The organism is Bradyrhizobium sp. NBAIM18, from assembly GCF_020193825.1.
In the GTDB taxonomy this organism is placed as follows: Bacteria; Pseudomonadota; Alphaproteobacteria; order Rhizobiales; family Xanthobacteraceae; genus Bradyrhizobium; species Bradyrhizobium yuanmingense.
The window spans coordinates 553,904-575,169 of the sequence record NZ_JADYVO010000003.1 but is presented as its reverse complement, the minus strand read 5'-3'; the positions used below and the strand labels follow the sequence as shown (position 1 = coordinate 575,169).

20 protein-coding genes are annotated in these 21,266 nt (G+C 56.9%); 13 read left to right on the top strand and 7 right to left on the bottom strand.

Annotated features, from left to right (window positions below; all coding sequences use genetic code 11):
- Positions 1-86: 86 nt before the first annotated feature.
- Entirely contained in the window at positions 87-563 is a 477-nt protein-coding gene (locus I6F17_RS10030; RefSeq protein WP_225125815.1) for an Lrp/AsnC family transcriptional regulator, read from the bottom strand.
- Between the two features lie 1,571 nt (positions 564-2,134).
- Between I6F17_RS10030 and I6F17_RS10025 the strand changes: the two genes are divergently transcribed.
- The 5 genes from I6F17_RS10025 (at position 2,135) to I6F17_RS10005 (ending at position 8,079) form a co-directional block, all read left to right on the top strand.
- Positions 2,135-3,055, top strand: coding sequence for a DUF692 family multinuclear iron-containing protein (locus I6F17_RS10025; RefSeq protein WP_225125817.1), 921 nt, complete (start codon positions 2,135-2,137; stop codon positions 3,053-3,055).
- Between the two features lie 68 nt (positions 3,056-3,123).
- The gene (locus I6F17_RS10020) at positions 3,124-4,020 is read left to right on the top strand and encodes a hypothetical protein (RefSeq protein ID WP_225125819.1); all 897 of its coding nucleotides are present in this window, start codon (positions 3,124-3,126) and stop codon (positions 4,018-4,020) included.
- Complete coding sequence (locus I6F17_RS10015) at positions 4,007-5,782, top strand: class I SAM-dependent methyltransferase (protein WP_225125821.1); 1,776 nt, start codon at positions 4,007-4,009, stop codon at positions 5,780-5,782. The genes I6F17_RS10020 and I6F17_RS10015 overlap by 14 nt, the downstream gene beginning before the upstream one ends.
- A 104-nt stretch (positions 5,783-5,886) precedes the next feature.
- Positions 5,887-7,314 carry a radical SAM protein gene (locus I6F17_RS10010; protein ID WP_225125823.1) on the top strand — a complete coding sequence of 476 codons (1,428 nt, stop codon included), beginning with the start codon at positions 5,887-5,889 and terminating at the stop codon, positions 7,312-7,314.
- A 24-nt stretch (positions 7,315-7,338) separates the two neighbouring features.
- Entirely contained in the window at positions 7,339-8,079 is a 741-nt protein-coding gene (locus I6F17_RS10005; RefSeq protein WP_225125825.1) for a methyltransferase domain-containing protein, read from the top strand.
- 802 nt (positions 8,080-8,881) lie between these two features.
- On the opposite strand, the gene I6F17_RS10000 is transcribed toward I6F17_RS10005, so the two are convergent.
- Together I6F17_RS10000 and I6F17_RS09995 are read right to left on the bottom strand one after the other, a co-directional pair.
- Positions 8,882-9,442: a LuxR C-terminal-related transcriptional regulator gene (locus I6F17_RS10000; protein ID WP_225125827.1), complete on the bottom strand. Its 561-nt coding sequence runs from the start codon at positions 9,440-9,442 to the stop codon at positions 8,882-8,884.
- A 1,163-nt stretch (positions 9,443-10,605) separates the two neighbouring features.
- Complete coding sequence (locus I6F17_RS09995) at positions 10,606-11,325, bottom strand: DUF4365 domain-containing protein (RefSeq protein ID WP_225125838.1); 720 nt, start codon at positions 11,323-11,325, stop codon at positions 10,606-10,608.
- 199 nt (positions 11,326-11,524) lie between these two features.
- Between I6F17_RS09995 and I6F17_RS09990 the strand changes: the two genes are divergently transcribed.
- Both I6F17_RS09990 and I6F17_RS09985 read left to right on the top strand, forming a co-directional pair.
- Positions 11,525-11,971, top strand: coding sequence for an MbcA/ParS/Xre antitoxin family protein (locus I6F17_RS09990; RefSeq protein ID WP_225125840.1), 447 nt, complete (start codon positions 11,525-11,527; stop codon positions 11,969-11,971).
- Entirely contained in the window at positions 11,968-12,672 is a 705-nt protein-coding gene (locus tag I6F17_RS09985; RefSeq protein WP_225125842.1) for an RES family NAD+ phosphorylase, read from the top strand. Before I6F17_RS09990 ends, I6F17_RS09985 begins: the two co-directional genes overlap by 4 nt.
- 110 nt (positions 12,673-12,782) lie before the next feature.
- Here the strand turns inward: I6F17_RS09985 and I6F17_RS09980 are convergent, their stop codons facing one another.
- The 4 genes from I6F17_RS09980 to I6F17_RS09965 form a co-directional block, all read right to left on the bottom strand.
- Positions 12,783-13,304 carry a hypothetical protein gene (locus tag I6F17_RS09980; RefSeq protein ID WP_225125844.1) on the bottom strand — a complete coding sequence of 174 codons (522 nt, stop codon included), beginning with the start codon at positions 13,302-13,304 and terminating at the stop codon, positions 12,783-12,785.
- A 24-nt stretch (positions 13,305-13,328) separates the two neighbouring features.
- Complete coding sequence (locus I6F17_RS09975; protein ID WP_225125846.1) at positions 13,329-13,907, bottom strand: aminodeoxychorismate/anthranilate synthase component II; 579 nt, start codon at positions 13,905-13,907, stop codon at positions 13,329-13,331.
- Positions 13,904-15,295: an aminodeoxychorismate synthase component I gene (gene pabB, locus I6F17_RS09970; RefSeq protein ID WP_225125848.1), complete on the bottom strand. Its 1,392-nt coding sequence runs from the start codon at positions 15,293-15,295 to the stop codon at positions 13,904-13,906. The genes I6F17_RS09975 and pabB overlap by 4 nt, the downstream gene beginning before the upstream one ends.
- A 547-nt stretch (positions 15,296-15,842) precedes the next feature.
- Positions 15,843-16,127: a Dabb family protein gene (locus tag I6F17_RS09965; protein WP_036015810.1), complete on the bottom strand. Its 285-nt coding sequence runs from the start codon at positions 16,125-16,127 to the stop codon at positions 15,843-15,845.
- A gap of 2 nt (positions 16,128-16,129) precedes the next feature.
- On the opposite strand from I6F17_RS09965, the gene I6F17_RS09960 reads away from it, so the two are divergent.
- The 6 genes from I6F17_RS09960 (at position 16,130) to I6F17_RS09935 (ending at position 20,945) form a co-directional block, all read left to right on the top strand.
- A complete protein-coding gene (locus I6F17_RS09960; protein ID WP_225125850.1) occupies positions 16,130-16,291 on the top strand; it encodes a hypothetical protein in 162 nt (53 codons plus the stop codon).
- Between the two features lie 142 nt (positions 16,292-16,433).
- Positions 16,434-17,471, top strand: a complete 1,038-nt coding sequence (gene bioB, locus I6F17_RS09955) for a biotin synthase BioB (protein ID WP_225125852.1) — start codon at positions 16,434-16,436, stop codon at positions 17,469-17,471.
- 1 nt (position 17,472) lies between these two features.
- Positions 17,473-17,826 (top strand): aspartate 1-decarboxylase, encoded by a 354-nt coding sequence (gene panD, locus I6F17_RS09950; RefSeq protein ID WP_225125853.1) that lies wholly within the window; start codon positions 17,473-17,475, stop codon positions 17,824-17,826.
- 74 nt (positions 17,827-17,900) lie between these two features.
- Positions 17,901-19,055 carry an 8-amino-7-oxononanoate synthase gene (locus I6F17_RS09945; protein ID WP_225125855.1) on the top strand — a complete coding sequence of 385 codons (1,155 nt, stop codon included), beginning with the start codon at positions 17,901-17,903 and terminating at the stop codon, positions 19,053-19,055.
- Complete coding sequence (bioD, locus tag I6F17_RS09940) at positions 19,052-19,681, top strand: dethiobiotin synthase (protein WP_036015817.1); 630 nt, start codon at positions 19,052-19,054, stop codon at positions 19,679-19,681. The genes I6F17_RS09945 and bioD overlap by 4 nt, the downstream gene beginning before the upstream one ends.
- 1 nt (position 19,682) lies before the next feature.
- Positions 19,683-20,945 carry an adenosylmethionine--8-amino-7-oxononanoate transaminase gene (locus tag I6F17_RS09935; RefSeq protein WP_036015819.1) on the top strand — a complete coding sequence of 421 codons (1,263 nt, stop codon included), beginning with the start codon at positions 19,683-19,685 and terminating at the stop codon, positions 20,943-20,945.
- The last annotated feature ends 321 nt before the right edge of the window (positions 20,946-21,266 follow it).

Genomic DNA, 21,266 nt, shown 5'->3' with positions numbered 1-21,266 from the left:
TGTTGCTATGCTGATTGACATTCCAAAGAACCCACCGGAGTGTTAACCGCAGATGGCGGTCGCGACGATCGCGCGCATCAGGACAATCAATCCTTTGGGGGAAGCTCAACCGGAACAGCAAATCCAACCTTTACGCGATCCAATATGACTGCACTCTTAAAGCCCTTGATGTCGCGATTCTCGTAGAAGAAGCGCCGGGTGAACTGCTCGTATTCCTCCATGGACGGCGCGGTAATGTACAGGACGAAGTCGGCATCGCCCGTGACGTAAAAGCCGTTGACGACGTCGATTGATGATTTGATGGCTTTCTTAAACCTATCGATGATATCGGCGCTTTCTCGCTCCAAGGTCACCAGTGCAAGCACTTGAATAGGTCGTCCGACCGCCCTCGGCGACAAAACCGAAACGTCGGCCTGGATGATGCCCTCCGAGCGGAGCCTCTTCAACCGTCGTTGGCAGGCGGTGGGAGAGATCCCCGCCATCTCGCCAATCACATCCGAAGTCAGACGGTTATTCTTTTGCACGATCTCGAGAATGCGGGCATCTATCCGGTCGTACTTCATAACCACCCCCGGCCTGAGACGAATTTCACCGCGAGATGATCACTCCGCGCAGGAAATCCTCGACTGTGAAAAATACAAGGAAATCTTCGGTGACAAAGGCCCAACGTGGATGGGTATTGATCAAAGTGGGGAGGAGGGGCCTTGCCAGGCATTCTGCGGCGCGGCAGGGAGCGAAGCCGCAAAGCCGGGCCTTTCCGATAAGATCGGGGCCTTCGTTTTCGACAAAGATGTGAACCAAAGTGAAACGCAACCGAACCGCGCCGCGCGATAAGTTCGGCTGAAACGGCATCTTGATTGAGGTTAGACAGCTACTCGCCCGCCGACGGGCGCGCCGTCAGGGCGCTGTTTTGCCTCTGAGAGGACCAACCTCTGGCTTGACTTCGTCCTCCAGCTCGATAACAGCCGCCGAGCTTCCGCCATGGCGTTCCTGTTAGCCGTTGATGCAAGCTCGCTAGGTGGAGATTGCCCCTGGTCAGCTGTTCTCCTTTAGTGTCTCCATTTTGCAAAGATCGAAACGGTCCTGGCGTCCTTCACCGCGAGAAGATACCCGACGCAGCTGTTGATGTGCTTTCCGACGATGAGGCCTTCCAGTGCGTCGTCGAGGTGCCGAACTCGCGCGCCTTACGCGGGATATGCCGGATGCCTCGGGGCGGTACAGCGCCTTGCCGGCGGGCCGGGATCCACCATCACCCACATGTAAGCGCACCGCCGCGGCCAGACTGAAAAAGGATCGAAGATCTTGATCTCTTGCGGCGTTGCCGATAGCCGCCGCCGGAGCTGCGACCGTCCTTCCAATGTTCGTTGAGGCAAACGAAGCAACTTTCCTCCTCAGGGAGGAAACGCGCGACCAAACCGCCCGCCACCCAGTGCGTCGCGTAGCCGAGCACGTACGGTACGCCGAATTTTGCAATAGTGCGCCAGCGCTAGTTGTACCTCTGTCGATGCCGAAGCATCGATCACCACGTCGGCTTCGCGCAACGTCGAACACAGGCGCGAGCACATTGACTGAATTATGCGGGAGCCTGCGGCGTCGGTGGCGGTCTCGCCCTGACGCGCGGGCATGAACTTAGCTTTGTGGCGAGATCGTTCAACTTTACCTGATCACCGTAGGCGAGAGTTCATATGCAGCGCTCGAACCCTGGAAAGAATCATCTGCTCCTATCCCAAATGGGACTGGCTGCCACGTCGGGATCAGGTAGTTCTACTGGTGATTGAGTGAGACACTTCGAGAAGTGGTTTTCGACAATTGATTCCACACACGGAGAAATCCAATGGACGTCAAAAAGCTCTCGGTGAAAGAAGCGGCGGCGGCAGCCGCTAAATGTGCCGCCACGGCCGCGCAATGCGCCGCTACGGCTGCCAAATGTGCGGCGACTGCGGCGCATGCCCAGGCAAAGGCAGCGACGGCCCGATGCGCGGCCACCGCGGCGCGGTGCGCTGCAACCGCAGCGAGATGCGCCGCAACCGCGGCGAAGTGCGCGGCGGATCATCCCTAACTGACCGATTCTAATCCGGCGTGGCCTTGGCGCGTCGCCTTTGCGGGGCCGCCAAGGCTATTGGAGGTCTCGGAAATGAGCGTTCCGCGCTTGGGCGTTGGGCTTCAGTTTAACCCGGAATTAATTGGGTGGTTTCCGTTTCTGAGCCAGCCCCTTGACGCGCTGGAAGTACTCTTCGACTCGGTCATGAGCCCTCTTGATGGGCCGGGTCTTGTATCTCCCCGCGCCATCGATCTCATGCGCGACATTATGGATAAATATCCGCTCCTCGGACATTCGAACTACGGCGGTGACTTTGGCTTCGACGATCTGATGAGCACAGCGGCGGTACGACGGCACGTTCCGCTGTCTCAGAAATTCAACGTTGCTTCGGTCGCCAACCACTGTTTCTACGGCGATGCCTCCTGGTCCGACGTTTGGAGCAGTCCGTTACAATTCTCGCGGGCTGAATCTGTTCGTGTGGCGGCGAGGGCGCGCGCGCTTCAAGATCTTTATGGCGTTCCGCTCGCGCACGAAAACGCTGCGTACTACCGCGTATGCCCCGGTAGCGATTTGCCCGAAGAGGAATTCCTCGCGCGAATGCTTGAATTATCAGGCACCTACCTGCACCTGGACTTGCACAATCTCTACGCGAACGAGCAGAACCACCGCGCGAGGGGGTATTCCATCCGTCGGTTTCTGAGCACCATCCCGCTCGACCGCATTATCACTATTCATATGGCGGGAGGGCGGTGGATCAAGGGTCAATATCACGATCTTCACGATACCCAGGTTGCAGAGGCAGTTTGGGACCTGCTCGATGATGTTCTGTCGCGTGCGCGACCTGGCGCCGTCATCCTCGAATATGAGACCCAATCTCTCTACTGCGATGGAGAAATGGCGGATACCGCGCGTACCACCGATCTAATCCTCTCGGACCTCGAACGGGGACGTAAGGCGTGGGATCGCGCCTACGGGCGGGCGAGCAGACGTACGACGCGCAGCGAGGCTGCCTAGTGGACGCGCGGCTGGTCTGGGATACGTGGCGGCGCGTACTGAGGGACGATCGCCTCGCGAATTGGGTCGTGAATCCCAACTCGAGGACCGAAGATGCCAATGGCTGCACGGCGGATGAGCTTGCAATCCTAGTGGACTATGCGGGAACTCCCGCGCCGACCGAATCCAACATTGGCATGTATCGTCGCGGATTGGTCAGGAATGCTCTGGGTGCGCTAGACCTTGTCCCGCTTACGCGCCGGCTCCTGCACGCGAGTGGGCTGGATGTTGAAGCGGTTGCCTCGGAATTTGTGCAGTCAGGCGGTTACGCGGACAATGGGCCTTACTTCTGGCGAACGGCAGCATGTTTTGTCGCATTTTTGGCCGGTCGTGCGGAGTTCTTCTCCCGCCCGCACCAGGATGTGCTTGCTATCGACGCGGCCGGCGTTGCGCTTGCGCGCCGGCTCGGCGAAGCCGTTCCCCCGATATGGCCCAATACCGCGGCGGAGGCTTTCTCGGCAGAGAGCCCGAGCAGGAATTTGCAGTCAATCCGCTTCGTCGCCCATCCGGCGGCGACGATGATCTCGTCATCCTATGATCTCACCCCATGGATTGAGAATCCGTTTGACTTCGACCCCGGCCAGGACCTCGAAGCCTCTCCACGACATTGGCTGATCTATGTTCCGGTCGCTGAATCCCCCCATGAATATGCGGAGCTTTCGCAGCGAGCTGCCCGCCTCTTTGATGTTCTTCGTGTCCCAAAGAGCTTGGTGGAATTGTCGACGGCCCTGAACGATGTCGCCCAAGCTGATGTGCTCGCGTTGACCGATTCTCTGGCGGGGCTCGGTGTCATCGTAAGCGGATCGGATAATCAACCTAACCCGTCGAAAAGTGCAATTGCCTCCCGAAAAGGAACGCATGCCGTAGATGAGCTCCCTCTTGCTTCACACCTGATCTGCTGCGGCGCGCCCCATGAAGCTGCTTGAGCGCCTTAAGACCTCCAGACCGGACAGCCTTTCCAAGAAGCTGCCGGACGATGCATTTGTCATGCTCGACCCGGCTGTCGAGGTTCTGGATGCCGAGATTGCCGAACATCGATTGCTCAGTCACGGTTACCTCGAGATCGGCATGGTCGTGCCGCCTGGCGAGGGCCTGGTGGATTTTGTCACCACGCTCAGCAACGAGCCTGTTAATGTGGCAGTTCTACGCGCTCAATTCGACGATCAGTCCATGATTGACGAGATGCTGGCTTCGTTGCGCCAGCACGGCTTTATGCACATTACCTCGCAAACAAAGCCGTCGACCGAGGAGCTTGAGCATCTGCGACGCATTGCGGAATGTGCACGCACCGCAAGCTTGCGCCGCTCCATCGTAATCGACCTCGATGGTGAGATTTCGCTTGAGCAGATCTCTACGCGCCTGAAGGACGAAACGCATCCGCCGGAGTTGCTGCTGCGTTGCGCGCAGCTGGCAGATTATAAGTTGACTTTGGGTGAACTGGCCCGCCTTCGCGAGAAAGGCATTATTCGAATGCACCAGACGGTGGTGCAAACGCATTGCCTGTCGAGCAACAGTGAACTCCGGCGTTCCCTTATTCGTCTCGGTGCCGCGGTCTACCTGGACGGAATTTCTTGGGCGGCGCCGAACCATCCGATTGCCGGGCTTGAGGAGATGGTTCGCGATTGCGTCGCCATCCATCTGCTCATGACTCCCGGCCTGTCGATCGTGGACGAGGCTGAGCGGAGGCGCGTTCTGACCTGGGCGACCTCGGCCTTCATCTCAGGTCTGTGCTTACGGCTTGATCCGGACGCTCTCTGGCCCGCCGGAGATGCCGCTGAAGATGATTTTGATGCCATTTTCAAAGCGGTCCGCGCAATCGAGAACGCGCTCGGTGACGTCCTGATCGTCAATTTGCCGAGCGATGAAGTATTGCTGGGCAATGCGGCGTCTTCTGCGTCTCCCGGCCGGGTGTCGGATTTTGCAAAGCGTTTTCGAGCCGCGTACTTGCGATGGCGTCTGCCTTTGTTGAAGGCATGTGAGAACGACAATAGCTGGAGCCAGGTACCTGAAGTCGAAGACAAGCTGGTCCGTGCGCAAGAGGATCTGCTTCCGAATCACCCGGAACTGCTGCTGCTCAAGCCCGGGAGCATCGTGGTCGACGTCTGCGGCGGGCTCGGACGCGTCGCACGACGCTTGTCGCCGGCTGTTGGGGAAGACGGACTCGTCATTTCCGTCGAGATGTTTCGCTGCCTGAGCGATCGGGCGCGCCGGTTCGCCTGTGAACGAAACTTCACAAATCTCGATTTTCGCCCTGGTCTCGCGCAGCGTCTCGCTCTGCCCGATGCGTCAGTTGATGCGGCCGTCAACGAATGGACCGGGGGCATTTGGGAACTGGGACTCGGAGCCAGTATGGTCAAAGAAATGGCGAGGGTCGTACGGCCCGGAGGCCGCATCGCGGTCACCCATCGGCTCGTGCAGCTTCATCTCGCTTCGCTCCGGCAGCCATGGGTCCAGTATGACGAAATCTATGCGTGGATTCGCGAAGCCTTCGTGCATCCGGATCTGACGATCATCGCGGAACGCATCTGGGGTCAAATCGTCCCGTCGCTCATAGGCGAGCATGCAACCCTTTGGCGTAAGCAGTATATGCCGCGCCTGATAAATCCATACGACGTAATCTACAGATACGACGACAGTCCAGATACGCGCGCCGACGTTTATCTTACCGTCATCGCGCAACGGCGATGATCTATCAACTAGGTAGCGCGATAACGTGAGGTGCGACCATGAGATCGAGAGAATCCGCTCTTGAGCAAGCATGTTCGTCGCTGCGACGGCTCGGAATTCCAGCGATGTTGCCGGCACTTCATGCCGCCGGAATCGGCATCAGTCGGGCGGTTCTGGGCGGATCGCACTCGGTGGCGATCTACCCGCCCATCAACTCTTTGACACCGCTCGATTCAAGAAGCGTGATCGATACGATCGAGTGGGGCGAAGAAGCCAGTCTCTATGTTCATATAGCGTTCTGCGAAACCCGCTGCACCTTCTGTCACTACACAGTCGATCACTACGCTGGCCGGGCAAAGCACTCTATCGAGGACGCTAAAGTTGCTCGTTATCTGACCGCGCTAAAACGTGAACTCGCGTTTTGGGGCGCGCGGCTCGCTCGAAGCGGCACCGTGGTGTCATCGCTCTATATCGGCGGAGGCACGCCGCTCGTTCTCGATGAGTCAGCGTTGCGAGATTTGATACGTGCCATTCGAAGCGAATATGATCTGCGGTCCGGCGCGGAGTTTTGCATCGAAGGCAGCCCCCTCACGATCACCGCGCCTGAGGGCGAACACAAGCTGCGGTCTCTTAAAGCCCAAGGCGTTACGCGCCTGAGCTTTGGAGTACAGTCGTTCGATGATGAGGTCCTCAAATATGCGGCCCGCGGCTACCAGCGCGAAACTCCGATTCGTGCATGCGCAATTGCAAACACGATCTTCGAAAACTGGAATCTTGACCTGATCCAGGGGCTCTATAGGGGGTCGACGTCTGAAGTATGGGGCAATCTTGAAGCCATTGCCGAGATCCGTCCGCCACACCTCACCTGGTATCACGGACGATTCGGGGACCGTCCTCAGGGGCACTGGTATAGGACGGAAACAAAGCGAGCGGAGTTCGAGGACGAGTTCACGACACTTCTTGGCCGGATGCTTATTTGGCAGGAAATGGCCGCGCTCGGCTATGACCAGACAGACGGCAACCGCTTTGTGCGATCGCATGAATTTACCGATCCATTCAAGAGGATCCGAACGACGGCGGCGAGCGATCTTCTTGGGCTGGGGGCGGGAGCCTATTCCCATGGCGGCGTCAAAGTGGCGAAGGCAAATTGTCTGGGGCACGTGTTTCGCAATGACCCGAATATTCCGTCATATGTGGATGCCGTCTTGACGGGCAACATTCCGATCGCCACCGGACGCGCCGTCGACGAAGAGGAATTGCTGGCCGCCTCTTATGCGACAGGACTACGTATCGGACGCATCGAGGACGAGAGCCTGCGGTCGCTCCGCTCCGCTCATCCCCAGCTTTCGAGGTATTATGACGCTCTTGTCGACGAGCTGAACAATGCCGGCGCATTAGAGGCTTATCTCGACGATAGGGGCCAAGGCGGGCTGAGACTTTCCGCACTCGGTAAACTCTTTGAAGACGAGGCCTTGTCCCTCTTTTTCAGCCCCGCGGTCAAAAGCGAATTGGCCAGAAGAACGACAAGCGAACGTAAACTGCAGCTCGCATAGCCGGAAAGACCGGGAGAGGTGGTCATGGACAGCTTGGAGCAGTCTGCTGCAAGAGAGAGGGGCCCTACCGGAGATGGCATCCGGGCCGAACGCGCCGGCTGGAGCTTCGGCGGCGACACACCTCAATATTTTGATCGCCACGTCGCACGGTCCATTCCCAACTATGAAGCGGGCCATAGCCTGATTGAACAGGTGAGTGATTTTTTCGTGAAGAAGGACTCAGTCGCGTATGAAATCGGTACTTCAACCGGAACGCTCCTGCGGCAACTAGCGAAACGCCATCCGCACGGCACGCGCTGGATCGGGATCGATAACGAGCGCGCCATGATCGAATACGCGCGTAGCGCTCCGGGCAAAGCGCCGAACGTCGAGTACTTGCTCGCAAACGCATGCGAGGTAGACTACGAAGCCAGCGATTTTATCGTCTCCTATTATACGGTACAGTTCGTTCCGCCACGACACCGCCAGAACTTGATAGACTTAATCTATAAGTCACTCAATTGGGGCGGAGCATTCCTGTTTTTCGAGAAAGTCAGGGCGCCAGATGCGCGGTTTCAGGATATTATGAGCGCGATCTATACCGATTATAAGCTGGAGAACGGCTACTCCCCCGAAGAAGTTCTGGGAAAAGCAAGCAGCTTGAAAGGCGTTCTTGAGCCGTTTTCGACCAAGGGCAATCTCGACATGTTGCATCGTGCGGGGTTTATGGACGCCATGACCATATACAAACATGTCTGTTTCGAGGGATTTCTGGCCATCAAATAGGACTATGTAGCCTATAGTTTACCTTGGGCAGCTGTTTGGTAAAGATTGTCCCTGATCCATTGATCAGGGTGCTGACCCCGCCAACTCTCGACCATCGAGACCGCTTTCCGGACCTTCCCACCATTCCTTCATGGTCGCTGCAGCCAACGCGACCTCCGGCCGTTGCCGTCGGTCAGCCCGGGCGGCCCGTCCATGGCGGCTGAGGCATCGCCGAGTTAGGGCGATGCGGGTCGCCATGCGCCCACCGCAATACGACGAGCTATGACGGCCGGACGCATGATGACGCTCAGGACCACTCGCTTGCGCGCCTGGTTGTCCTTGGCGCTGCTCTGCGCGTCCTCGGGCATCAATCTCATCGGAGAATACTTGAGGTCAATGCCTCCTGGAAGCCAGCGCGTCCCGAGTCACAAGTTCTTGCCCCTGATACTGAGCGATGACGAGCGCGCCCAACTGAAGTCTGACGATGGGGTGGAGGACGGCACAGACACTGGCTCTGAGAGCCTGGATCGTGCTGACCTGTGCTTGACACCGAGCTCGGCATTCAGCGTACCCCGCCCTGCCGAGCGCTTGCACCCCTATCAGGTTGATTTCCTTGTTGAACATCCAGCGCACGTCGTATTCGCGGAAAGCCGTGGCCCATCGCCTCGGATTCGAAGGCATTGGTGCAGCACGGATTTCGGCGTGGGGAGCATCGAGAGAATTTGTCAGAGACGAGGAAGTTGACTGCAGCCACTGCGTTGCCACAGCATGCGCTGGCGTCAGAACGAATGCCTCGATCGCGCGAGCGGACCTCGATTGAAAGTTACCGCAGGCGGGACAACAGAGATACCAACTCGGCTTGCCGTCTCGTCCCGGTCCGTAGAAAAACGGCTTTGAGATGATTACGCGCTGTCCCTGGAGAAATTTTCATATCAAGGGAAATTTCCTTGAGCGTCTTTCCTTCGACCAGCAGCGATCCGAGCCGGGCCTGAGAAGGCGTCAGTCCGAAGATCTCCATCACAGAATTCTGCGACACCTGGAGGGTTTCGTTGAGATCGGTGAGGAGAAGAAGGGCACCCACAGCCGGAAATAGGTCGTCCTCCAATCCTTGCACAAAGGCATCAACGACGACCGGACGGCCTTGGCGTCTGGTGACGACAGTTTGCAAGGTGGTACGACCCGCTTTACTCGATGCGAGACGAATCTGGTTGACCAGCCGATCCAATCTCATTCGTGATTGAAGGTCCGCCGCGAACAGGCGCTTTCCCTTGATCGAAAGATCACCATCAAAAAGACTATAGGCGTCTTCGTTGACATCCAGAACCATGCCGTGACGATCGACTACAATCGCCGGCCATTTCAGCAATCCAAGCGCACCAATCATCCTGCGCTGTTCCCACGAGTGATGCGCATTTCGCTTGGGCAAAATAAAACTCTCTTTGGAACGGCGCCCGTTTCCTCTTCAGTCTTAAGCATTGATTAAATGATCGTGCTTGCCGTCACTAAATAAAACCAACAACCCCACGGATCAGCCGGCAACTTATAGCTGCGTGCTTCTACGTCGACAGTCCCATTTGGGATATGTGTCCCCTTAATCCTAGTCAGTTTCAGACTGCGTCGTCTGCAGCCGGACTTTCGGTCCGGGTCTGCTTGGCGCGTTTTCTTGTTCGATCCGCGCTTGTTGGGCGACATTTGATTGCGTTCGATCCAGAAGCGAAAGCTCAACATGTCACACGGAAGTACAATGGCTTGCAATTTCGTGTCTGCATACATCACGCAAGAGTCGCCGTTTCGCGCCGAATTTTATCTCGTCGGGCCCTGCTGTGCGGGAGTTCTGTTTGATTCTATGTCGTGTTTCTAATTCTGAATGTGGATAACGATAGGAATCCGGCGGAGATTGGAGCATTGAGAGCAAAGGCATTTTTCGATGGATTGGCGATCAAGACCGGGCAACAGCACGCGGCTGAACCGGTTGCGGTGCGTACGAATGGCGGCAAACGTTCTCACTGATCATCGAAGGACTCCATAAGCAAGAAGCCGCGAAGGCAGCTTGGAGCCGCCGATTGTGTCTATGGCGCACCAGTTCGGTGCGTTACGTACTATCAAAACCAGCTGGCATCTCGATCCTGACGTTGGCAACTCCCACGTCGTCAGCGAAGAGCCCAAGAGCCAGGGGGGCGCACCTATCGGTTGATCGAAGAAAACAGCCTATCGGCGCGCACGCTTGCAGATGATGGGAGCTCGGTTGCCACCTCTGGCCAGCTACCGCCATGCGAAGATTCGGAAAGCGCATCACCCGAACGCGAGCGGGGGAAACGTCGCGAACATCGGGCAGACGGAGCTCGGCACTTGCGAGCCCGTTCCATAGCGCCAATGGGCGGTTGCGCCATTCAAATGGTGCGATCAGGACGTGACCTCGCCACAGCGCCCGAGTCTTCCTAACGTCGAGGCCCATTGTGCGTCGCCGAACCACGACCACGCTCTGCGTGCACTCATCAAGTCGATGAAGCCAAAGGTCGTCTTACCTTATCCGACCATCTCGTCCCTTCATCCGCCAGGACAGCCTCGAAGTCCTGGATCTAACTCTTTCGCTCGACCGGTCAGCTTCCCGAAAGCTAGACCTACGATCCTGGGCAAGTGGAGATATTTCGGGGCTGATCTGCGACTGCAGCAAACGTAAACATCGTCAAACGGATTGCGAGATAGTTCGAATCCAAGACACGCTCGATACGGCAACGTTAGACCCCGCCAGCACATCAGCCGCCACCTAGCGCTCTCGCCAAAGTTCAGCGGCGGGATGTGGACGCCCGGTGCGCGCCGGTCGATAGTAATTGCTGCCAATCTATCCGCACAGCTTGGATCGAAAACATCGTCGGCCTTGTCGAACTTAAGGCGCCGTTCATCCCCGCGCAGGCCGCTGGACACGTCCTGCCAGTAAGCCGAGCCGTCCGATTGTCGCCATAGAACGATGATGACCGGGATGTTGTATTTGCGCCAATAGCCGAGGTCTTTGGATTTAAGCGTGTACTCGAAACTCTTGTCGCTTTCGCGAATGTATTTTCCTTCAGCTGTGGCTTTGACCTGGACGCCAAGCAGCTTCCCAAGCGCAGCGCCGGACTTTGGATCCCGGAGTTCGATCAGTCCGTCCACCCCAGCTTCAAGACGCCCGCGCTGCTCATAAATGAAGCCCGTCTCAAGGACGATCTTCTTTACTGCGGTCTCGCCCAGCTCGCCGAGGAGCTGATTGTCGCTGACGGTTTTGGTCATAGCTTGAGCATAGGCGGTTTTTGGTTATTTGCGAGCTATTGTTCTTGTTATGTTCTCGCAGAGCTGGCAGATTACGTCGTTGGCGGACTTCGATTCTCACATCTCAGTTCTATTTGTGTCGATATATCAGTGTCTTAGGGAACACTTGAAAAAAGACGGCTCTGTGTCTATACTTGGATGTGGAGGATACATATAGACAATGACACCCGAAGCATCCACAGAAATCCGGCTACCTACGGATGGAATCCTTGCTCCAGACGCCTTGCGCGATTCGAAGATGCGCGAGCGCCTGTCGGCCCCGGCAGTGTCGCTGTTCCTCAAGCTGACGGATTTGTGGCATCTCTCCGTTGATGACCGCCGTGCGCTCGCTGGCGATATCTCAAGGCCGACCTATCACAACTGGCGCAACGGCAAGATCGGTACATTGACGCGCGATCAGTTGGAGCGCGTTTCGCTGGTGCTCGGAATCCAAAAGGGATTGAGGACGCTCTTTTCCGACGAGGCAAGCGCGACCCGTTGGTTCACCAGTCCGAACCATGACCTTCCGTTTGGCGGTCTCTCCCCCTTGCAGCGCGCGCTCCGGGGCAGCATCGACGATCTCTACTCGGTTCGCCGCTATCTGGATGCCTGGCGCGGGATGAAATGAGTGAATCCCGCGCGAGCATCCGTGCACATACACATCGCCTTATTGCCAGCCGGTATCCAACGGTCGGCATCTTTGACGATTTGAATTTAAGCCAGGAAGAACTGACCGTTGCGTTCCTGCTCGAGTCTGTCACGAACGATCGACTGACGTCCCATTCGGGACGCTTGCAATTGTTGCCTCCTTCAGAAATCGTGCAAGGACCGACCGCCAATATGGTGATGGCGGCCTTTCTGCACGCGGATGAGACTGGCGGCCGCTTCACCGACGGCCGTCTCGGTGCGTGGTATGCGGCGCTTGAAATTGAAATAGCGATTACCGAGACTGTGCACCACAATACGCGTCGGCTTCGCCTCTCAGAAGGTGCCTTTCCTTCAAACATTCAAATGCGGCAGTTGATCGCCGGGATCGATTGCTCGCTGATTGACATTCGCGGACAGCAAGAAACAGGGCCCGAGCTGTACGCTGCAAACGACTATTCAAAGTCTCGCGCCTTTGGACTTGCATTGCGCTGGCCGTCTTCCGGTGACGGTGAGAACGGCATTGTCTTCGATAGTGTCCGACGAAAGGGCGGCAACAATGTTTGCGTGTTTCGTCCATCCTTAATCTTGCTGCCCGTCATGCAGGGCGATCATTATCAGTATAGTTGGGACGGCGAGGGCAGCGTGACGGTCTCGAAGCTCGCGAATATCGACCATAGGTGAGTGAAAAGCGCGTTTAAGGTGCCTTTGGCTGCGGAGCCTTTGCGTATTTCAAATTGGTCAAAGCGACCATTGTTTCCGCGAGACCGGAGTGAATGCTGGAAGGCAATAAATCATAATGGAAAATCATAATGGATTAAACGTTCCAGTTCGATCGCCAGCAATTTGGGAGCCTCGATAGCGGCCTTACCGCAACTGATCAGCAGAACATCGTCGTCCCACTTGTCCGAATTGTATTGCTCACCTGGCTCTTTGACTTTTTGCCATTGTTCGACACTGGGAATGTTTCTTACCCGCTCGACTATATTATTGAAATGGAGCAGTGGCGCGAATGACGTCTTCCTTCGTGCTTCTAGATCGGGTGTTTCGCCATATAGGATAGCTCGGATCGTCTCATTGGTTTCAGTAAGATCTGGGAATGCCATCGCCATAGCGGCGCGAATGCGCGACACTGTTGTGTCGACCTTCTTTGCGGCCAAATGAAGCGGATGACTCTTGGAAGATAAATGAACAATCAAGCCGTTTCGTATGGACTCCAGCAATTCATTTCGTCGCTTCTCGATGTCCTTTTTGATTGCTTGATCGAAATCGAATGGGACAAACCCTCCTTGGGAGATGTTCAGCTGTCTGCTCACGTCGATTGGGCCTACATGCTCGGTTCAACGAGTGGCTGCGAGCCGCAAGAAATTGCTGAGCAGCAGAGACCCGCATTCGGTGAGTATCGATTCCGGATGAAACTGCACGCCGTAAGTTGGTTGATAGCGATGTGCGAGAGCCATGATCTCGCCTTCCTCGGACCGCGCTGTCACCATCAGGTGCGGTGCGGAGGTCGAGTCAAGCTTGATCACAAGCGAATGATAACGACCGACGGAAAGTGCGGAGGGCAATCCCTCGAATAACGGCCCCCCTTCATGCATTATGCGAGAGGATCGCCCATGCATGGGGCGTAGCGCTCGCCTCACTCGTCCGCCGAAAACGCTTCCAATACATTGATGCCCGAGGCAAATTCCGAGAATCGGGGTGCGGCCGGAAAGCTCGCGGATAACGGCCATAGATATTCCCGCCTCGGTTGGAGTGCAGGGACCAGGAGAGATAACGATCGCGCGGGGATTAAGCTTGATCACGTCGGCGACGCTGATCGCATCGTTCCTGACAACCTCGGTTGACGCGCCTAGCCTCTGGAAATACCGGCCGATGTTGAAGACAAAAGAGTCGTAGTTATCGATAATGAGGATCACAGCGGATCAGGTCCTTCACAACCAAAAGCTTCAAAGATTCGCTGTGCCTTCGCAAGCGTCTCAGCATACTCGGCTTGCGGATCCGACATCGCTGTTATCCCGCCTCCCGTATGAAACATGGCTTGATCGCCATCAATAGTTACGGTGCGAATCGCGATGTTGGTATCCATATGCCCGTTAAAACCAATGAAGCCGATTGCCCCGCAATAGACCTGTCGAGCCACTCGCTCGATTTCCGTGATGATCTCCATGGATCGCACCTTTGGCGCCCCCGTGATCGAGCCCCCTGGAAAGCAAGCTCGCAGCAGCGTGACGGCGTCTTGGCTCTCTGAAAGTTCACCTGTGACGATCGAGACGAGGTGGTGCACCGAGGCGTGGGATTCGAGGTTGCACAGCCCTGCAACTTCGATCGAGTGCGGCGTGCAAACCCGCGACAGATCGTTGCGCAGAAGATCGACAATCATGCAGTTTTCGGCGCGGTCCTTCTCGGACGCGACGAGGACCTGTGCGCGGTGCTGGTCCTCCGCGGAATCATTGCTGCGGGCTATCGTGCCCTTGATAGGGCGTGTTTCGACGTTTCGTGCGTCGAGTTTGAGGAAACGTTCCGGTGAGCTTGAGGCAATGGTGAGCGCGCCATAGCGCAACAGGGCCGCAAACGGCGCCGGATTGTGGGACCGAAGCCGGCAGTAAAAGCTAATCGGCTCGAATGAGATCGGCATCCTCGCAGTGAAACGCTGCGCGATGTTCGCTTGAAAGACGTCTCCTGCCAAAATGAGGCCGATGACGCGTTGTATGGCCGCGATGTAGTCGTCAAGGGTGAAGTTGGACTGCCATGCGCCTAATGTGCCAGGGAGTTCCTTTAGAGCTGGGGTCGGCATGTCAAGCAAGGCGGCGAACTGATCGGCGCGACGGCGTGCGCGTTCAAGTCGAGGCGCAGGCTCCTGAGCCGGCCATCCGGTAGAAACGATCCAGCACTTGTGATCCCGATGGTCAAAGCTGATGACCACGTCATAGAAATGTAGGACACATTCGGGCAAAGCGCGATCGGCAATCGCAGGTGGCGGCAATCGCTCAAGTGTCCTGTTTAGGTCGTAGCCCAAATAGCCGGCTGCACCTCCCTGAAAGGGAGGCAGATCTGTTCGGTTCTGTTGCGGATATCTAGCGAGTAGACTGCGGAGAGCTTCCCACGGATTGCCCCCAAGAGCGACGCCGTTGCAACTGGCTTGCCCATTGTTGACCATATAGCTACCGAATGGATCACAGGTAACATATGAGTAGCGTCCCAACTCGCTCCTGGCGGCGCTATCCAAGAAAGTCAGGTTCGGTTGATTTCCCAGACGCCGCATAGCAACGGCCGGTTCGATCCATGGAAGTTCGCGGACATGCATTTGAGAACCAGTTGCTCTGCTCTGTGAGAGGTGTTCCGTTCCATCTGGCCACGCGCTTTTTGCCGGTTGCTGTGTGGGCAGGCGGTCCTCTAAGGAGCCGCCCGCATCTGAAGAAAAGCGCGATCAATCTGATATTCGAGCTCGATTGCGTTCACTGAGCGTCCTTGGAAAGCGAAGTCCGTGCCGAATTCTCCCGGTGAAGCTGCCTTCACTTTCTCGGTGAAATCGGGGTCTGACCATCACGGATTGTCTGTGCGCTGCGACTCACGGGCTCGGTCTTGCTCTCGGCGCTGGCACAGGCCAGCTGTTTGTGGGCCTAAAGAGCTTAGAGGAGGAAAATCAGCCGAGACGAACTCGCCATGCATAATTTGGAGGTTGTTCTTGTTTTGTTGCAGAACTTCCTCAGGAGGCCCCTCGTCAGAGTAACGAACTGGCTAAATTTCGAACTTGCCCCTTCGCCCGACGACCGAGAAGCGACTGTTTGAGCGCCATTGTGTGACGCCCGCAGTGTGCTTTGGCCCAGCTGTCTTTCAGGAGCCCGTATCCATTAGACACTATAGTCCGCCGCGAACCGTAGCTCCCGAAGAGGTCGCACACGCCTGATTGATTCCTGGTATAAAGGATGCCGCTTGTAAGCTGCGAGTTCGGCGTCGCTGTCGAATTCACCGTAAACGACGACATCGATATCGTTCCCGAGTGCATCGCTCTTGCGATTGCGGGCAATCTCCAGCCGACGTGGATGTGGGATTTTCGTGAGGATCGATAGACCTTCGATTATGCCCTCAATCTGAGCTTGGTCCTTGGCGGTGAACAACACGATGTGACGAATCATGGATGGTCGGCGATCTCGGGAAGTGTAGCTGGATTTACTATCTCGAACGTGAGCTCGCTGCAATGGCGGCGCCGGCCGCGCAGCCCCCCCGGTTGGTGCGTGAGCCTTTGCTGACGAACGGCCGCAACATGATCTCGCTCAGCGTAGAAATCGATATTGCGTAGGGCTCTTTCGCAGGAATCATGCAATTTGGATGCATTTCCGCCGTCTTTGAGCGAGAGTACGCCCTTATATCTTTGCCCTCGAAAAAGCGCGAGCTTCACGTGAGTTTCAGAAGGTTCCTACCAAGCTGACAATGATGAATGCATGAATCCTGCCGCAGAAGCCAGGCACTACAATCGCGATAGCAAAGGGCTTGTCCGCTTTGATTGGACGGTCGTCGAGGCTAAAGCTCTGTATGGGCTGCCGTTTGCAGACCTGATATTCCAGGCGCAGAACGTTCATCGCGAAAGCTTCGATCCAAATCACGTCGAGACCGCTAGCCTACTTAGCATCAAGACAGGGGGCTGTCCGGAGGATTGCGGCTATTGCTCCCAGAGCGCGCACTTCGCTACAGATCTGAAGGCCACCCGCCTGATGGATGGTAGCGATGTACTGGCCGCAGCAAAACGCGCCAAGAATGCAGGTGCAACTCGCTTCTGCCTGGCTGCGGCTTGGCGTAGTCCAAACGAGCGCGATCTTGATCAGGTGTGCGACATGGTCAGGGCCGTGAAAGGTCTTGGCATGGAGAGCTGCGTCACGCTCGGTATGCTGACCGCGAGCCAGGCGGCAAAGCTCTCTGAAGCTGGGCTCGACTTCTACAACCATAACGTCGATACCTCGCCTGAATTTTACGGCAGCATCATCAGAACCCGTACGCTAGCAGATCGCATCGATACCCTAGCGCACGTTCGCAGCGCCGGGATCAAGATCTGCTGCGGGGGCATCATCGGCATGGGCGAGCGCATCGAGGATCGTCTCGGCATGCTCGTGCTGCTTGCAAATCTCCCAAGCCATCCGGAAAGCGTGCCGATCAACCTATGGAATGAGGTCAAGGGCGTGCCGGTCAATGAAACCGCCCAGCGTCCTGATCCCATTGCCGTGGCGCGCCTGGTCGCGACTGCTCGAATCATGATGCCAAAGAGCGTGGTCCGGTTGTCGGCCGGACGACAGTATATGACGGACGAACTGCAAGCTCTGTGCTTTTTGGCTGGCGCGAACTCAATCTTCATAGGTGATACGCTGCTGACGACAGAAAACCCCAAGTTGGATCGCGACGCGCACTTGTTGGCGCGGCTCGGCATCACGTCTGAGCTGGCCGAGCGAAAGAGCGCCGAGGATCAAGGCGCTGACTGGCGAGTGTGAAGTGAACATCACCCTCATGAAGGGCAAAATCCATCGCGCTTCCGTGACCGAAGCCGATCTTCACTATGAAGGATCAATCTCGATTGATCGTGCGTTGCTGGACGCGGCGGGGGTTCTGATCTATGAGCGCGTTGAGATCTACAACATGGATACCGGAGCGCGCTTTGCAACCTATGTCATCGAAGCACCGCGTGGGTCCGGTATCATCGGTTTGAATGGTGCTGCGGCACGATTCGCGATGCCAGGAGATAAAATTACTGTCATTGCTTATGCATCCTTCGACGAAGCCGAAGCAAAGGTGTTCCAACCGCGTGTCGTGCTCGTTGACCGCAACAATGGCATCCTCACCCGTTAAGACCTGAGTGGCATGTTCAAGCTCGTCGTCGGCGGCTAAAGCCAAAGCGCCGGCAGCATGGGGTAGAGTGCGCAATGAGCTCGTCGCGAATGGATAAATTCGGACCCTACGTCAAGGCCTTGCGCGCCCTGCAAGATGGTCACCGCTTGCGCGGTCTCAATCCGCGTGCCGGAATTGATTTTTCATCTAACGATTATCTGGCGCTTGCGAGTGCATCGCATATGAAAAAGGCCGTCTTGGCCGCCATCGAACGTGGCACCCCGCTTGGTTCTGGCGGTTCGCGACTTCTGCGCGGCAATTGTCAAGAGCATGAATGCCTCGAGGCGGAAGCCGCTCAGTTCTTTGGCGCAGAGACGGCGCTGTTTCTTGCGAGCGGTTACATCGCAAATTTCGCGGTCCTGACGACGCTGCCACAGCGTGGCGATCTGCTCGTCCTCGACGCTCTGGTTCACGCCAGTATTCATGAAGGCGCGCGAGCTGGCAGGGCTGAGTTTCGCATAGCTGGCCATAACGACCTCGGAGCCATCGAAACTGCGATCCGCGACTGGCGTGCGGATGGGGGAATGGGACGGGTCTGGATCGTCGCGGAAAGCCTTTATAGTATGGACGGCGATTTCGCACCCCTCGATGATCTGGTCGCGCTCGCCGATCGCCACGACGCGTTCCTGGTCGTTGACGAGGCTCATGCTACCGGCGTTTACGGGGAGCAGGGCCGAGGGCTCACCAGCCATTACGGTCGCCGTGAAAATCTCCTGGTTGTACATACCTGCAGCAAAGCGTTGGGAGTGGCGGGAGCGCTTGTCACTGCTTCCGGTGTGCTACGCGACTTTATGGTCAATCGTTGTCGTCCGTTCATCTTCGCGACCGCGCCATCACCTCTAATTGCCGTTGCCGTCACCGAGGCGCTGTTCATCTTGCAGCGGGAACCCGAGCGTCAGCGGCGCCTCACAAGGCTGGTTGCGTTCACGCATCGGAAGATGGAAGCCCGTGGGGTGCGATGTCCTTCCAGCTCGCAGATCCTCCCATTCATGGTCGGTGACAATGCTCATACGATGCGGCTCGCCGCTGCGATGCAGGATCGCGGCTTCGATATTCGCGGAATTCGGCCGCCCACAGTGCCGGCGGGGACAGCGCGCTTGCGAATTTCCCTGACGCTGAACGTCAACGAGGATGATGTGGTCTCCATGGTCGACGCGCTCGCTGAGGAGACGAAGGGGAAGGCTCGATGAGTTTGCGGATCGTCGTGACCGGAACGGATACCGGCATTGGGAAGACTGTGTTCGCCGCAGGCTTGGCCGATCTTCTCGGCGCGAGTTATTGGAAGCCGATACAAGCCGGCCTCGACGGAGAAACCGATACCGAAACGGTCACCAGGTTGGCTCGTCTCTCAACCGATCGAGTCGTGCCGGAGCTCTACCGGCTTCGAACGCCCGCATCGCCCCACCAGTCTGCGGAAATGGACGGGGTTCGCATCGACGCAGCTTCCATAAATCCGCCAGACACGGAAGGGCGGCCTCTTGTCATCGAGGGCGCCGGCGGGCTTATGGTCCCGCTAAGTGGGGATACACTCTACATCGACGTGTTTGAGAGGTGGCAGCTTCCGGTCGTGGTTTGCGCCAGCACAAAACTCGGTACAATCAATCACTCGCTGCTGTCGATCGAAGCTCTTCGAAAGCGGCAGATCACGATTCTGGGTATTGCGTTCATCGGCGAACGCAACCCGGAAACTCAGACTGCCATTCGTGAGATTGGCCGCGTGCGCTGGTTGGGGCGACTGCCTCTGCTTTCGCCTCTCACGCCAGAGGCGCTTCAGACGGCATTCAAGTCTTCATTCCGTGCCGACGATTTCAGTTGAAATGCCGATCCCGAGCTCGCCAATTTGGCATCCGTTTACGCAGCACGCGCTTCAAGGCGAGATGACAAGGATCGTGCGCGGTGAGGGGGCTTACCTTCACGTCGCCGACGGTCGACACATTATGGACGCAATTTCGTCCTGGTGGGTCGTGACCCACGGCCATTGTCACCCACATATCGTCAGCGCCATCCAAGACCAGGCGGGCAAGCTCAATCAGATTATCTTTGCTGGTTACACGCATGAGCCAGCCGAGGAGCTTGCAGTGCAACTCTTGCAGCTCACGCCGCCTGCTCTTGAGTACGTCTTCTTCTCAGATAGTGGCTCGACGAGTGTCGAAGTCGCACTGAAAATGGCGCTCGGCTATTGGAAGAATATCGGCAAACAGCGGACTCGCATTGTGGTGATGCAACACTCCTACCATGGCGACACGGTCGGAGCGATGTCGGTCGGAGCCCGCGGCGTGTTCAATGCGGCCTATGAGCCTCTGCTATTCGATGTCACACCAATCCCGTTCCCGGCAACAGGTCGCGAGCAGGACACGCTCAGTGCGTTATATTCAGTGTGTCGGGAGCAGATGCCGGCGGCCTTCATCGTGGAGCCTCTGATTTTGGGGGCGGGCGGAATGCTGATGTACCCCGCCTGGGTGCTGCGGGAGATGAAGCGGATCTGCGAAGACTGGGGCGTTCTCTTCATTGCAGATGAGGTCATGACGGGCTGGGGTCGAACCGGAACGCTGTTTGCGTGCGAGCAGGCCGACGTCACTCCGGATATCGCCTGTTATTCGAAAGGGCTCACTGGTGGATCGCTTCCGCTCGCAGTGACACTCTGTCGCGCTGATATTTTCGAGGCGCACTATTCGAAAGATCGCAATTTGACGTTCTTCCATTCGAGTTCATATACGGCGAACCCGCTTGCCTGCGCCGCCGCAAAGGCCAATCTGGATCTTTGGCAGAGCTCCGATGCGCGCACGCGCGTGTCAACCCTCGCCTCCATGCAAGAGCACGCAATTCAGCCGTTTCGGGCTGATCCGCGCTTTGCAAACGTTCGTCGGACCGGCACCATCACTGCGCTTGATCTGAAAACAAATGACGCCGGCTATCTCGCCGGCATCGGTCCGAAACTTCAGGCCTTCTTCAAGGACCGAAATCTTCTGCTGCGTCCGCTCGGGAATACGATTTACGTGATGCCACCTTATTGCGTTACAGCCGCAGATATTGATCAGATTTATACCGCGATCAGAGAAGCTGCCGATCTGTTCGCTTGATGCACGGCGAGCAAGAATCGCGAAAGATCCGGAATGACCTCTTGCGGTGAAGACCCTCAAACAGAGCTGAAATATTGCAGGATTTACGCGGCCAAATGCCGTTCATTGCATTATTCAGGATCAAAGTAGCAGTTATAGGTTGGGAAGTTTGGGGCAACTGCTTTCAGGGGCCGCGCCAAGAAGGCGCGCGTCAGGGTCATTCTGCTGCGGCGGCTGCTTCTTGCATGCCCGAAAGTCGGAATTGGCGACGCCGCACGTGATGTGCGGGCGCTGTGACGTGGAAGTGGAGAATGCATGGGACTGATCTAAGTGGCGCCGATA